The organism is Pantoea sp. Ap-967 (assembly GCF_011752565.1).
In the GTDB taxonomy this organism is placed as follows: Bacteria; Pseudomonadota; Gammaproteobacteria; order Pseudomonadales; family Pseudomonadaceae; genus Aquipseudomonas.
This window is the reverse complement of sequence record NZ_VWXK01000002.1, coordinates 140,426-154,767: the sequence shown is the minus strand read 5'-3', so window position 1 is coordinate 154,767 and position 14,342 is coordinate 140,426. Positions and strand designations below refer to the sequence as shown.

The 14,342-nt window shown below is 66.3% G+C and carries 6 protein-coding genes; 4 read left to right on the top strand and 2 right to left on the bottom strand.

Translation table 11 applies throughout. The annotated features are described in order from the left end of the window. The first annotated feature begins 214 nt into the window (after positions 1 to 214). The 3 genes from F3J45_RS03155 (at position 215) to pgm (ending at position 5,843) form a co-directional block, all read left to right on the top strand. Complete coding sequence (locus tag F3J45_RS03155) at positions 215 to 1,864, top strand: VRR-NUC domain-containing protein (protein WP_167057225.1); 1,650 nt, start codon at positions 215 to 217, stop codon at positions 1,862 to 1,864. Further along, positions 1,861 to 4,122 carry an ATP-dependent DNA helicase gene (locus F3J45_RS03150; protein ID WP_167057222.1) on the top strand — a complete coding sequence of 754 codons (2,262 nt, stop codon included), beginning with the start codon at positions 1,861 to 1,863 and terminating at the stop codon, positions 4,120 to 4,122. The genes F3J45_RS03155 and F3J45_RS03150 overlap by 4 nt, the downstream gene beginning before the upstream one ends. Positions 4,123 to 4,205: 83 nt before the next feature. Continuing rightward, positions 4,206 to 5,843 (top strand): phosphoglucomutase (alpha-D-glucose-1,6-bisphosphate-dependent), encoded by a 1,638-nt coding sequence (gene pgm, locus F3J45_RS03145; protein WP_167057218.1) that lies wholly within the window; start codon positions 4,206 to 4,208, stop codon positions 5,841 to 5,843. 88 nt (positions 5,844 to 5,931) lie between these two features. Here pgm and F3J45_RS03140 read toward each other — a convergent pair whose 3' ends face one another. Beyond that, positions 5,932 to 6,630 carry a pirin family protein gene (locus F3J45_RS03140; protein ID WP_167057215.1) on the bottom strand — a complete coding sequence of 233 codons (699 nt, stop codon included), beginning with the start codon at positions 6,628 to 6,630 and terminating at the stop codon, positions 5,932 to 5,934. 186 nt (positions 6,631 to 6,816) lie between these two features. Between F3J45_RS03140 and F3J45_RS03135 the strand changes: the two genes are divergently transcribed. Further along, on the top strand, positions 6,817 to 9,321 hold the full coding sequence (locus tag F3J45_RS03135) for a UvrD-helicase domain-containing protein (protein WP_167057212.1): 2,505 nt from the start codon (positions 6,817 to 6,819) through the stop codon (positions 9,319 to 9,321). Between the two features lie 4 nt (positions 9,322 to 9,325). Here the strand turns inward: F3J45_RS03135 and F3J45_RS03130 are convergent, their stop codons facing one another. Continuing rightward, complete coding sequence (locus tag F3J45_RS03130) at positions 9,326 to 14,236, bottom strand: dermonecrotic toxin domain-containing protein (RefSeq protein WP_167057209.1); 4,911 nt, start codon at positions 14,234 to 14,236, stop codon at positions 9,326 to 9,328. Positions 14,237 to 14,342 lie beyond the last annotated feature (106 nt).

Sequence of the window (14,342 nt, the reverse complement as noted above, 5' to 3'; positions counted from 1 at the left end):
TTTGAGTTTTATGCACCGTTGATCGGAAAATTTTTACCGTAACCCGCCGCACGTCTCTGTGCAGATGCTGGAACTCCATTGGTCACTGACTGCATTTCAATTTCTGCTGAAGATTGTTTGTTTTCTGCTGGCCGCCGACGGGCACCTGGGTGCTTGCCAGCACCTTCGGTCTGTATGTATAAACAGTACCCGCTTCCACTGCCGAACCCGCCCCGTGATTGCCCATTCCGTCGACGACCCGCTGTACTACCTGCACAACTTCCGCCAGGTATTGCTGTGGGTAGAGCAGCGCTACGCCGATTTGCTCGATGCCCAGGAGCAAGCGTTCATTCGCGACTTCCTCGCCCTCGGCGCCCCTGCCCAGGCGTTGTTGGTGCGCATGGTCATGCGCAAGGGTGAACTGTTTCGCAGTGACCGCCTTGACTACGCCGAGATCGGCGACCCGCAGGCTGCGCTGCAGCCCTTGTTGGCACTGGGCTGGGTTGGTGAGCCGGAACAGCTGAGCCTGGAGCAGTTGTTCAGCCTGTTGCGCAAGGATGAACTGGCCAGTGGTTTCGCCGGGCAACTGGCTCGCCCACGTGCGGCCAAGGGTGATCTTTTGCTGCAACTGCAGCCCCTGGAACTGTCGCCCCGGCCGCTTTCACAGTGGTTCGAGCTGCCGCCAGTGGGCATCCTGCAATGGCGCCTGCAGCCGCTGTGCGACCGCATGCGCCTGCTGTTCTTTGGCAACCTGTACCAGGACTGGTCGGAGTTCGTGCTGGCCGACCTGGGGCTGCTGCGCTTCGAGCAAGTGGCGTTCAGCGTGGATTCGCGTGCACTGCAGCGGCGTGGCGATGTCGACGTGGCCATGGCCCTGCACCACTGCGGCCAGCGCCTGGAGTTGGGCGAGGCCCCTGCGCTGATCTTGCCGGCGCTGGATGACCTGCAGGTCGACAACCCCTGGTTGGCCCGGCGCCTGGGGCGCTTGCTGTTTGCCTTGGGCCAGCAGTGCGAACGGCTGGGCGACTGGGCGCTGGCCCTGGCGGTGTATGCACGCAGCAGCCACGCCCAGGCGCGCATTCGCCAGGTGCGGGTATTGGAACGCAGCGAACAGTGGCAACAGGCGCACGAACTGGCCTTGGCCCTGGCGGCAGCGCCGCTCAACCCGCTGGAAACCCAGGCGCTGCAGCGCATGTTGCCACGTATCGCGCGAAAGCTGGGTGGGCCGCCACAGCCCCGGCGCCGCCCTGCGCCCCTGGAGCTGATCGAACTGAACCTGCCGCGCGAGCAGGCAGCGCTGGGGGTCGAGGAGGCGGTGCGCCAGCACCTGGCGCAAGCGGGCGGGCAGGCGCATTACGTGGAAAACACCCTGTTCAACAGCCTGTTTGGCCTATTGTGCTGGGACGCCGTGTTCGCACCGGTGCCGGGGGCCTTCTTCAACCCCTTCCAGGCTGCGCCGCAAGACCTGCACGACGCGGACTTCCAGCACCGGCGCAGCGACCACTTTGCCGCCTGCCTGGGGCGCCTCGATGATGGCAGCCACCGCGAGGCGATCCTGGCCTGCTACGCCGCCAAGCAGGGCTTGCAGTCGCCCTTCGTGTTCTGGCCAATGCTCAGCCAAACGCTGCTGGAACAGGCCCTGGCGTGCCTGCCGGCCGCCCACCTGAAACAGTGCTTCCTGCGCCTGTTGCAGGACATTCGCAACAACCGCGCCGGCATGCCCGACCTGATTCAGTTCTGGCCGGAGCAGGGCCGCTACCGCATGGTCGAGGTCAAGGGGCCGGGTGACCGCCTGCAGGACAACCAGCTGCGCTGGCTGGAATTCTGCGCCGAGCAGGGCTTGCCGGTCGCGGTGTGCCACGTGCGTTGGAGCGAGGCGGCGTGAGTTACCGCGTGGCCGTGCGGGCCCTGTGCGAGTTCAGCGCCAAGGCTGGGGACCTGGACCTGCGCTTCACCCCATCGCCCACGGCGCTGGAGGGTATCGAGGGGCATCGCCGGGTGGTGGCCCGGCGTGGCCCCGGCTACCAGGCGGAAGTTGCCCTGGAGGGGGAGTATCAGGGCCTGCAGGTGCGCGGGCGCGCCGATGGCTTCGACCCGGCGGCCAACCGCCTGGAGGAAATCAAGACCTACCGCGGCGACCTGGCGCGCCAGCCCGCCAACCATCGCCAGTTGCACTGGGCCCAGGCCAAGGTCTATGGCTGGTTGTTGTGCCAGGCGCGGCAGTTGGCCGAGGTCGAAGTGACCCTGGTGTACCTGAACGTCGACAGCGATGCCCAGACCCTGTTCAGCGAACACTACAGCGCGGCGGCGCTGCAGGCGTTCTTCATCGCCCAGTGCCAGCGTTTTCTCGGCTGGGCCCAGGCTCAGCAGCAGCGTTTGGCCGCGCGCGACCATGGCCTGCAAGCGCTGGCGTTTCCCTACCCGCAGTTTCGCCAGGGCCAGCGGCAATTGGCCGAAACCCTGTACAAGGCAGTGAGCACTGGCCGCTGCCTGATGGCTCAGGCCAGCACGGGCATCGGCAAAACCCTGGGCACCTTGTTTCCGCTGCTCAAGGCCGTGGTGCCGCAGCAACTGGACAAGGTGTTCTTTCTCACTGCGAAAACGCCGGGCCGCGCCCTGGCGCTGGATGCCCTGCGCCAGGTCACCGGGGCGTCGCCACAACCGGCCTTGCGCGCCTTGGAGCTGGTGGCCCGGGACAAGGCCTGCGAACACCCGGGCCTGGCCTGCCACGGTGAATCCTGCCCTCTGGCCCAAGGCTTCTACGACCGCCTGCCGGGCGCGCGCGAGGCCGCCGCCACCATGCCATTGCTGGACCGGGCCACGCTGCGCGAGGTGGCGCTGGCGCACCAGGTGTGCCCGTATTACCTGGGCCAGGAAATGGCGCGTTGGGTGGATGTGCTGGTGGCCGACTATAACTACTATTTCGATGCCCACGCCTTGCTGTACAGCCTCGCCCAGGTCAACCAGTGGCGGGTTGCGGTGTTGGTGGACGAGGCGCATAACCTGGTCGAGCGTGGCCGGGCAATGTACAGCGCCACCCTCGACCAGGGCCAGTTGCTGGCGTTGCGCCAAAGCAAGCCTGCTGGGCTGGTCAGCGCCCTGGACCGCCTGAACCGCCAGTGGAATGCCTTGTACAAGGCGCAAGTTGCCCCCTACCAGGCCAGCGAACAGTTGCCCGATACCTTTTTGCGCGCCTTGCAGCACTGCATCGGGCTGATCCAGGAACGCATGAACCAAGCGCCTGCCGAAGTCGATGCCCAGGTGCTGCAGTTTTTCTACCAGGCACTGCAATTCAGCCGGGTGGCCGAGGTATTTGGCGCCGACTTCCTGTTCGATATCAGCGTGCGTGCAGGCCCACGCAGCAAGCGCCTGGCCAGCCTGTGCCTGCGCAATGTCTCGCCGGCACGGCTGCTGGGCCCGCGCATGCAGGCGGCGCGCAGCGTGACCTTGTTCTCCGCCACCTTGAGCCCGCGGCATTTTTATACCGACCTGTTGGGCATGCCGGCGGACACGGCATGGCTGGAGGTGGCAGCACCGTTTCGCGCCGAACAGTTGAAGGTGCATATCGCCAGCCAGATCTCCACCCGTTTTCATCAGCGCCAGGCCTCGCTGGCCCCCATCGTTGAACTGATCGCCAGGCAGTATGGCGAGCAGCCGGGCAATTACCTGGCGTTCTTCAGCAGTTTCGAGTACCTGCAGCAGGTGGCGGCGCTGCTGGCCGAGCGCCACCCAGGCATTCCCGCCTGGGCCCAGGCGCCGGGCATGGATGAGGCGGCGCGCCAGGGGTTTCTCGACCGCTTCGTGGCAGGCGGGCAGGGGGTAGGGTTTGCCGTGCTCGGCGGCGCGTTCGGTGAGGGCGTCGACCTGCCGGGGACGCGCCTGATCGGCGCCTTCGTCGCCACCCTGGGCCTGCCCCAGGTCAACCCGGTCAACGAGCAGTTCAAGCAGCGCCTGGGCCGGCAGTTCGGCGCCGGCTTCGACTATGCCTACCTGTACCCAGGGGTGCGCAAGGTGATCCAGGCCGCTGGCCGGGTAATTCGCGGCGACCAGGACCGCGGTGTGCTGGTGCTGATCGATGAGCGTTTCGCCGAGCCCCGGGTGCAACAGATGTTTCCGGCCTGGTGGCAGGCGGGCGGGGAATAATCCGACGGCCCGTCGCGCGCGCCTGCAACTCCCAGTACACTGCGTGTTCCAACTTCCACTTCCGTTGAACTTGAGGTTTTTGCATGACGCTCAGTCCTTTGGCAGGCAAGCCGGCTCCAGCCAGCGTGCTCGTCGATATTCCCCGCCTGCTCACCGCTTACTACACCGGCCGCCCCGACGCCGCCGTAGCGGCCCAGCGTGTGGCTTTCGGCACCTCGGGCCACCGCGGCAGTTCGTTCGACCTGAGCTTCAACGAGTACCACGTGCTGGCCATTACCCAGGCCATCTGCCTGTATCGCCAGGAAAAGGGCATCGATGGCCCGCTGTTCATTGGCGCCGACACCCACGCGCTGTCTGCCCCGGCCGCTGCCAGCGCGCTGGAAGTGCTGGCTGCCAACGGCGTGCAGGTGATGCTCTCCAAGGATGACGAGTACACCCCGACCCCGGCCGTGTCCCATGCCATCCTTTGCTACAACCGTGGGCGCAGCCAGGGCCTGGCCGATGGCATCGTCATCACCCCGTCGCACAACCCGCCGCAAAGTGGCGGCTTCAAGTACAACCCGCCCAATGGCGGCCCGGCCGACAGTGACGTGACCAAGTGGGTCGAGGCCAAGGCCAACGAACTGCTGGCCGCGAACCTGGCCGGGGTCAAGCGCATCGGCCACGCCCAGGCGCTGCAGGCGGCCACGACCCAGCGCCATGACTATGTGAGCCACTATGTGGCAGACCTGGAAAACGTCATTGATTTCGACGTGATTCGCGGTGCCAACCTGCGCCTTGGCGTCGACCCGCTGGGTGGGGCAGGTGTGCGCTACTGGTCGGCAATTGCCGAGCGCTACCAGCTGAACCTGGAAGTGGTGAACACCGAAGTCGACCCAACCTTCCGCTTCATGTGTGTGGACTGGGACGGGCAGATCCGCATGGACCCATCTTCGCCCTACGCCATGCAGGGCCTGATCGGCCTGCGCGAGCGCTTCGACGTGGCCTTTGCCTGTGACCCGGACCACGACCGCCATGGCATCGTTACCGCCGATGGCCTGCTGCAGCCAAACAACTACCTGGCCGTGGCCATCGACTACCTGTACCGCCACCGCCCGCAATGGCGCAGCGACGCTGCCGTCGGCAAGACGGTGGTGTCCAGCGGCCTGATCGACCGCGTTACCGAGCGCCTGGGCCGTGAGCTGTACGAAGTGCCAGTGGGCTTCAAGTTCTTTGCCCAGGGGTTGTTCGAGGGTTCATTGGGCTTTGGTGGCGAGGAGAGTGCCGGTGCTTCGTTCCTGCGCAAGGACGGCTCGGTGTGGGCCACCGACAAGGACGGGCTGATTCCGGCATTGCTGGCGGCCGAGATGACCGCGCGCACCGGGCGTAACCCAAGCCAGGCCTACGACGACCTGACGGCGGCGTTGGGCAAGCCGTTTGCCACCCGTGTCGAGGCCAAGGCCGATGCACGGCAAAAGGCGGCCCTGGGCAAGTTGGCGCCAGAGCAGGTGAAGTCGACCGAACTGGCCGGTGAGCCAATCGTGCAGATCTTGAGCCACGCGCCAGGCAACGGCCAGGCCATTGGCGGGTTGAAGGTGATGACAGCCAATGGCTGGTTTGCGGCGCGGCCGTCGGGCACCGAGGACATCTACAAGATCTACGCCGAAAGCTTTGTCGACGAGGCGCACCTCAAGCGCTTGGTGCAAGAGGCTCAGGTGCTGGTGGATGCGGCGATTGCCTGAGTGAGGTGAGCGGGGGCTGCTGGGCAGCCCATTCGCGGGGCAAGCCCGCTCCTACATCGGGTGTGTAGGGGCGGGCTTTCTCCTTGGCTTACGCCACATCGACCAGAACGATTTCGCTATCTTCGACCGCGGTCACCCGCAGCACGTCTTCCTGCTCGATCGCCACGCCATCGCGGCCCTTGGCCCGCAGGCCATTGACCTCCACCAGCCCCTTGGCCGGCACCAGGTAACCCCGGCGCCCGGCGTCGAAGCGGTATTCGGCGGTTTCTCCTGCACGCAAGGTGGCGGCCAGCAGCCGTGCATCGGCGCGGATCTGCAAGCTGTCTTCATCACCGGCGCGGCCACTGGCCAAGGTCACGAAGCCTTCGCCACGTTCGCCTTTGGGGAACGGGCGCACACCCCAGGAAGGCGCGTCACCGACTTTCTCCGGCACGATCCAGATCTGGAAAATGCGCGTGTCGATTTCTTCCAGGTTGTACTCGCTGTGCACGATGCCGGTCCCGGCACTCATCACCTGCACGTCACCGGCTTCGGTGCGGCCTTTGTTGCCCAGGCTGTCCTGGTGGGTAATGGCGCCTTCACGCACATAGGTGATGATTTCCATGTCGCGGTGCGGGTGCGGCGGGAAGCCACTGCCAGCGGCGATCAAGTCATCGTTCCACACCCGCAGGTTGCCCCAGTGCATGCGCGCCGGGTCGTAGTACTCGGCGAACGAGAAGTGGTGGTGGGCATCGAGCCAGCCGTGGTTAGCATGGCCAAGGCTTTCGAAGGGTCGCAGTTGCAGCATGATCGTGCTCCTTGAATCGGGGGAATGGAACCATGATGCGGCATTAATAGATCGAAAATAAGCGTAAATATCGGCTTGATATGATCGTATATGTAGATATTTTAACTCGCTGTGAATTATGCGATTCATCGCCTAATCCACTGATCTTCAAGCATTCGCTGGCGATTTTTGGCGGATGCGGCGAACATGCCCGCTGATTTGATTTTCAACGGAGTGACCGTGGCCCACGAGCAACCCCAGGCCCCTGCCGAACTGACCCCGCCCGCCCAGCTGCCCTGGTTCCGGCGCCTGGCCGCCCGCTTGCTGGGGCGTGGCTTGAGCCGCTTGCAGGCGCAGCACCGTGACTCCTGGTTCCTTGGCCACGCCATGGGTCTGCGCAGCGGCCATGCCGACGGCGTGCGCGAGGGCTTCGAGCGCGGCCGGGTGGAAGGCTTTGAGGCCGGGCGCCAGGTGTTGGTGATCCGCGATTCGCGCCCAGACACCGCCGCCGTGCCGGGGCAGGACGACAACCTGTTCGACGACTGGCGCCTGCCATTGACCGCTGAGCTGAAAAAGCGCTTCAAGGCCGATGTCGCCCAGCGCCTGCCGGCCCAGGCGCAACCCAGCGCGGCGCAATGGAAGTTGATTTTCAGCGATACGCCTTCCACCTGCGTGGTGGCGGGCGCAGGTGCGGGCAAATCGACGTCGCTGGTGTTGCGCATCCTGCTGCTGCGCCACTACCTGGGCTACGAGCTGGATGCAATGACCGTGGTGACCTTCACCCGCGAGTCGCGCAAGGACTTCATCAAGCGCCTGGTTCAAGTATTCGCCCTCTGGCAGCTGGACCTGCAGCCTGCCAAGGCGCGTGAACTGGTGCGCACCTTTCACTCGCGCATTCTGCCGTTGGTGCGCAGCTTGCCGGGCTTTGCCCAGGTGCGGGCATTCGAAACCCTGGGCAACGAGATGCCTGCGGGCCGTGAAGCGGAGGCGGACAGCAACCCGTTCGACCTGCGCCTGAACGACGCCCAGCGCCAGCAGCTCAACCAGTGCTACAGCGACCTGCTGGCCGAGAGCCCGCGTTTTGCCCAGATCATCGCCACCCTGCGCCGCGAGGCGCTGCAGCTCAAGCCGCTGGACCCGGACCACCCGGATGTGCAGAAGCGCGTACAGGTGACGCAACTGGCCGCCCAGCGCGACGAAGAGCTGTGCGACATGATCGAGGACCTGTGGTTCGCCGCCGGTGCCTGGCCGATCAAGGGCATAGAGCCATGCCGTGAAACCGTGGAGATTCGCGGCAGCCGCTTCCACGTGCATGGTCGCCTGGCCGGCCTGGATGCTTGGGTGGTGCTGGGTTTCGACCCTTCGGAGAGCGCCCAGTACCAGCGCCCGGGGGCAAAGCTTGCGGTGCGCGCCGAGTGGGCGGTCAAGCGCACGTTGCTGCAGGCGTTCTGTGACAAGCCGCTGATCTGGCTCGACAACTACAGCATGGCCCGGCGCCTGGCCGCCTCCCTGGCCGGTGACGCGGTGGCAGGGCCAGGCTTCGAATACAAGGTCAAGGGTGAGCTGGCAGCGTCGCCGCTGCTCGATGCCTTTGTCGGCGCTGCCAGCTTCATTGAAAACCTGGGCGTGGAAGTGCACAGCGCCGTCGCGGCCATGAGTTTTCCGTCCGGCGACCCGGATGCGCTGTTCTTCGAGGCTTTGGCGCTGTACTGGAAGGCACTGGAGTCACACCTGCTGAACCAGACCCCGCCGGTCATGAGCTACAACCGCATGTTTGCCCTGTTTGGCGAGAACAACCCGGAAAACCTGCAGTTGCTGCCCGACCCGCTGCTGCGGCCATTGGCGCACCTGATGATCGATGAGTTCCAGGACGTTTCGCCGCAGATCGTCAGCTGGCTACGCGCCAGCCTTGCGGAAATCCGCCGCCGTGGCCCGTCCATGCATACCGGGCGCCATGCCCAGCACAGTTCACTGATGTGCGTGGGCGATGACTGGCAATCGATCTACGGCTGGCGCGGCAGTTCACCGAAGTATTTCATGGAGTTCACCAAGGCTTTCCCGTCGCCGGCCAATACCCGGGTGATGTTGGTCGACAACTACCGCTGCCAGCAGCAGGTGATCGACGCGGCCGAGCACCTGGTCAAGGGCACCCCGGCCATCGCGGGCAAGAAGGCCAGGGCAAGCGGGCCGGCCGCCGAGCTGCCGGGGGCGCCGGTGCGGGTGTTCGACCGTGATGAGGCGGCGTTGGGCGAAACCCTGATCGAGCACTACCAGCGTGGCGAGTCGGTGATGATGCTGTACCGCAAGGGCAGCGACAAAGCCTTGATGAACGACCACCTGCAGGGGGTGCTGCAGGCCGAGGCCATGCTGCCGGCCGAGCAGCGCCGGCTGCGCCAGCTGACCTACCACAGTGCCAAGGGCCTGCAGGCTGATGCGGTGTTCATGCTCGGCGACTGCCAATACCTGACCAGCTCGCCCTACAAGAACCAGGTGTACCGCCTGGCGGGCCTGGGCCGTGCAGGGGATGCCCAGCCCTTCGACACGGCCCAGAAAGAGGAGGTGCAGCGCCTGGCCTATGTGGCTGTGACCCGTGCGGTCAGGCACTGCTACTGGCATGTGGAGGCGGCCAGCGGCGAGGCGGCGGCAGCCCCGCGCGCTTCCAGCCAGGTGGATGGCCGGCAAGCCTTCTTCGAAGACTTGCGCGGCCAGTGACGGCTCAGTCGTTGGGGTCCTGTTGCCGGGTGAGGCGGGCGTACAGCGCTTCCAGCTCGGCCTGACGCTCGCTCATCAGGCGCTTGAGCGCCTGTTCGTACTGCTGGCTGTTGAGGGGCATCCGCTGCAGGTTACCGCTGTCGTCCAGTAGCGGCGCCGGCAGCACCTCGGCCAGGGCCTCGCGTACCCGGCTGTCGAGGCTGCTGACCGCTTCACCTTGTGGGTCGAGGCAGAAGTCCAGGTAGGTCATGCCTTGGTACCAGCGCGCATCCAGCTCGGCGAAGCGCGTGGCGAAGCGTACCCGCAGAAAGCGCCGCCAGCTCGGCTGCCCGGCAATCCATGCCCGCCGTAGGCGTGGGGCTTCATCGCGCGCCCGTACCGTATCCTCCACGTTGTCGATGGTCAGGCTGCTGATGCGGGCGGCATCGCGGTAGAGCATGTCCTGGCTTGGCTCCGGAAACGCCAGCGGCTCGGCCAGGGATTGGCGCAGGGCCAGGCGGATTTCGATGTCATCCACGCCACCTTGCTCAAGGTCCATGAGGCTGATGTCATCCAGTTCGTCCAGTGCCGGCAACTCCGGGAACTGTGGCCGGCTTTCCGGGGTTTGCTCCAGCCAGTCGAGCAAGGCGCGTTGCCGAGCCAGGCGCGCGGCATGGATACGGGCTGCCAGCAGGTTGACCTGCTCGCGGCGGAACAGGCGCTGGTAGAACTGGAACAGGTAGGGGCCCGGGATATTGGCCTGGCGGCTTTCACGGAAGGCCAACAGTTCGATTTCCAGGGTGCTGAAGCCATCGGCGCCGGCATCGCCGCACGACGGCGGGAACTCACTGGCCACTTCGTTCAGGCGTTCGCGCAGGCGCTGGTCTTCGCTGGCCGCTTCCAGCAGCCGCCACACCTGGGTGCCCAGCGATGGCTGGTTGTGCAGGGCCTGCGCCGAGCGGCCGACGCGCTCCACCACTTCGCGCAGCTCGCGGTTGTTGCCTGCGTCGAACAGCTCATCCCACACCTGTTGGCGCTCGGTGCTGGCGGCGGCACGCCAGTCGACGGCAGTGGCCTCGGGCAGGAAATCGGCATGTTCGACTACGCCTACGCCAATGGCGCGGAGCTGGCGGGTTTGCTCTGGCTCCAGTCGGTTGAAGTGAAACTCCCAGTTCTGCCCATGGGCGCTCAGCAGGTTTTGCGCATAGGCGCTGGCGAGGATGTCTTCGAGCGTTGGCAGGCGGTGAATGGCGTTTTCGCTGAGCTGGATGTTGCGCAGGGCGTAATCGGGCCGATTCATCAGCTCGGTCAAGCCCTCTGGCCAGGCTTGCAGCGCGCAGGTGTCGAGTTCCAGGGTTTGCAGGTGGTGCAGGCGGGCGAGGGTGGGCGGGATGCCCAGCGGGTTGTGCGACAGGTTCAATGCCACCAGGCGGGTCATCTGGCCAAACTGCGCAGCGCTGTCCGCGGTCAGGGTGATGGCGTTGTTGCTCAGGTGCAGGTGCTCCAGCGGCAGGGCCGCGATCGCCTGCAGGTCGGGGGTGGCCAGCGTCAGTTCGGCATCGCTCAAGCGCAGTTCACGCAGCCTGCGCAGGCTGGCCAGCGCTTCACGCCCGGCGTCGTCCAGGGCCCCCAGTGAGCTACCCGCCACTTCCAGCGCGCGCAACTGCGGCGCATGGCGTAACGCCTGGAACAGCGAGCCGGGTTGCAGGGCCGGGTTGCGCGACAGGCGCAGGCGCTCCAGGTGCGGGAAGCTCTGTAGAAACACAGGCGACAGGGTTTGCAGGTTCAGCCCTTGCACGTTCAGCGAGGTGATGTGGTCCAGGCGTGCCGGTAGCGCCGGTAGGTGCTCCAGTGTCATGTGCTGGAGCGTCAGCACAGCGCCTTCGTCGCGCCGCGCTGCGCGGTTGACCGCTTGCTGGAAACGCAGGCGATGTTCCCGGGCGTCGCCCTGAGCCTCGTCGGCCCAGGCTTGCAGATGGCCCTGCAACTCGGCACGTTCGCGTTGCAGGTGGCGAATTTGCTCGCCAATGTCGCCGCGCTGACGCAGGGCATCAAGCAGCGCGCGGCGTTGCGGGGCGTCCAGCGACGGGTAGAGTTCCTGCAGCCTGCGTTCTTCGTGGCGGGTGGTGCCAAGCCTTACCCACTCCCGCCACCTGCCGCGGCCGCTGAGGGGGTAGCCATGGCGACCATCGGCCAGGCGCAGGGGCGAGCGGTACCCTGGGCGGATGGGTTGCTGGCCGAGCAAGCTCGCGCTTTGGGTGCGGTCTGTCAGCGCCGTTTGCAACCGTTGTGCGGCGCTGGCGTTGGGATGCCTGGCCTGCAGGGCGGTGCTCAGCACATGGCTGTCGGCGTTGGCCAAGCTCGGCCGATACAGGCCCAGCAGCGCGCGGTCCAGGCGTACCTGGGCCTGCAGCCTGCGCGCTTCTTCGGCGAGGCGCAGCGGCACGCGCCCGGCGGCCAGGCGCAGGTGTTCGGCGGGGCTGGCGTGGGCGAGCAGGGCGTCCAACGCGGGGGTGGGCAGGCTGGTGAATTGGCGCTTGATGACCCGCGCCGCATCGCCCAGGGGCGGCTGGCTGCTGCTCATCAAGCTGTCGAACAGGGCGGCGCGGCGATCGCTGAGGGTATTGGCGAGCTTGGCGTCCAGCGCGCTGGCGCGGGCTGCTGACGCCACCCCTTCGGGTAGCAAGGCACTGGCGTATGCATCATCGAGCTGTTGCAAGACGGCCTGGCTCAGCTTGCCTTGCTCCAGTTCGGTGCGGGTGAGGGCGATCACCACCGCGTCCGGTTGCTGGTGTTGCCCGTAGAGCGTCGATGCTCCCCACGGCTCAGGGCCTTGGAACAGCTCGATCACGTGGTCCTGGGGCCAGCCGGGCAGTTCCACCAGGGCGGGCAGGGCATAGTGCTTGTGCGCGGCCACCGACCGGCCGTGGCGCACGTTGTTGATCAGCTCGCTGGTTTCCTGGTCGATACGCAGACGCTTCAGGGCATCGGCCAGCAGCGGCGGGGTACCGGTTTCGCTGACATGGGCGTGGCGCAAGGCATCTTCGTCCAGGCCGGTGCAGCGCAGCGCGGCGTCCAGGTCGGCCTGCTCAAGGGCTTCGGCGTCGGCGCCCAGGCGTTTGAGCAGTTGCTCGCGCGGCCAGTCCAGCGGTTGTTCGCCCTCGATGCGCCAGGCGCCCCCGGCGATGGGGCGCATCACCGGGCGGTAGGCCTCGGGGTCGCGCGGGTGTTCGAGCCGCCATTGGCCGTCGGCGCCTTGGGTTTGCTCGTACAGTTGGCCGCCCAGCCGAACGTAGTGGCGGCCTTCGTGCAGCAGTTGGCCGCTTGGGTTGGCTTGCAGTGTTTCAGGTAGTGTTAAAGGCGAGGCGTAACCGTGCACATCGGGGTGCCACAAGCGTTCGCCGCCTGCGTGTTCGATGCGTAGCAGCGAATCGACGAAGCGCGATTGCTTGAGCAGCGCCGCACCGCCGGCCACCGCGCCCATCAAGGCAATGTTGAGCAACACCGATTCCAGCTGGGCTGCCGCCTGGGCCTTGTCCTCCTGTTCCCAGGCCTCGATACCGTGGAACACGCTTTCCATGATCTGCGCCGCGCCCACGGCCAGCATCACGGTGTTCAGCCCCGGAATGAACAGCGCGGCGACGTTGGCCAGGTCCAGGCCCAGCGAGGCGATGTGTTCGAACAGCTCGACCCGTGCCTTGGCGTCGACGTCAGCGGTTGGCACTGCCAGGGTGGCGGCATCGGCCTTGAGCCTGGCCACATGGGCGGCGTACAGCCTGGGCCATGGCAGAACTGGCAGCGGCGTGGCCTTGAACAACAGGCGAGGGTTGGGCTTGGGCAGTTCGGGTGGCACGCTGGGCGGTTGCGGGCGGTCGAACAGGTGCTCGCGCACACGCTTGGCCAGGCCAGCCTGCAAGGCCTGGGGGGCGAAGCGCAGCATGCACTGCAGCAGGGGCTCGTGCTGCATGCGCAGTGCCAGGGCCGCGGCGGCGGCGCTGGCCGAGGCATACTCCTGCAGTGGAGCATCGGGTGCGCCAGGAATGTACAGGATGCAGGGGTTCGTTTGGCTGCCGTGGTTTGGGCCGATCACCAGCACTTCGTGCAGCGGTGTGCCGAACAGGTCCAGGCGCCAGCAGCCAAGCGGTGCACCGTCGTACTGGGGGGCCTGCTGTTGCGTGCAGAGCTGCCCGATGGCGGCCAGGCCAGGCGCGCCAAGCCTGCCGCGCAGGGCGGCGATATGGGCCTGTACCTGTAACGCATCCTTCGATGCCTGGCACCAGAGGGTTTCCAGCCGGTGCTTGTCCGCACCGTCGTAGCACGCGGCGAGGTGGCCCTGGTACTGCTGGCCCAGGTCCAGTTCGCGGCAGGTGTCGATGAATTCCGGCACGCTGAGCCCCACCATTGGGGTGCCGTCAGTCTTGCCCTGGTGCAGTTGGCTGTAGGGGCCGGCCTCCGCCGTGTGGGTGAAGTTGTGCAGGGCCGCCTCCAGCAGAGTGACCTTGCGCGGTGTACCGCTGGGGTCGTACTCGAAGCGGTCGGGGCCGGGGAGCGCACCGATGCCACTTTCAATGCCCACATCCACCCCGGGGCGCTGCTTGAACGGCTGGAAAAAATACACCGCCTCATCGACTGCGGCTGTTATTGCAAGCCGTTGCGACAGCAGTGGCTGGCAGAACTCGGTAATGCCCTTGAGCGGTTTCAGGGCGCGTTGCAGCGCCAGGTGGCTGCTGTCGCGTTGGCCGATGGCGGCGTGCAGTGCCTGGCGCTGGGCGTCGCTGGCGTCGCGGTACCAGGGGCAGGGTTGCCCGTCGGCCTGCACATGCTCGGGGCGCTGGGTGGCCATGATCTGTTCGACCGAGGGGCGGGCCAGGTGCCGGGACCATGGCGGTAGTGTGCGGGCCAGTTGCTGGGTGTGAAAAGGCAGGGGTGGGTGCATGGCAGGGCTCCGTCAGGGCAAAGCGCCCATTGGACACGCGCCAACCCCGGGCCCCGGGGTAGATAGGTAGCACTGGCGCGTCGGTGTCGCCTACGCCTGTGTCGGT

What these genes read in the sequence shown, in the direction of transcription:
- pgm (WP_167057218.1), top strand. Translation starts at nt 4,206, where the DNA reads ATGACGCTCAGTCCTTTGGCAGGCAAGCCGGCTCCAGCCAGCGTGCTC.
- F3J45_RS03140 (WP_167057215.1), bottom strand. Translation starts at nt 6,630, where the DNA reads ATGCTGCAACTGCGACCCTTCGAAAGCCTTGGCCATGCTAACCACGGC.
- F3J45_RS03135 (WP_167057212.1), top strand. Translation starts at nt 6,817, where the DNA reads ATGCCCGCTGATTTGATTTTCAACGGAGTGACCGTGGCCCACGAGCAA.
- F3J45_RS03130 (WP_167057209.1), bottom strand. Translation starts at nt 14,236, where the DNA reads ATGCACCCACCCCTGCCTTTTCACACCCAGCAACTGGCCCGCACACTA.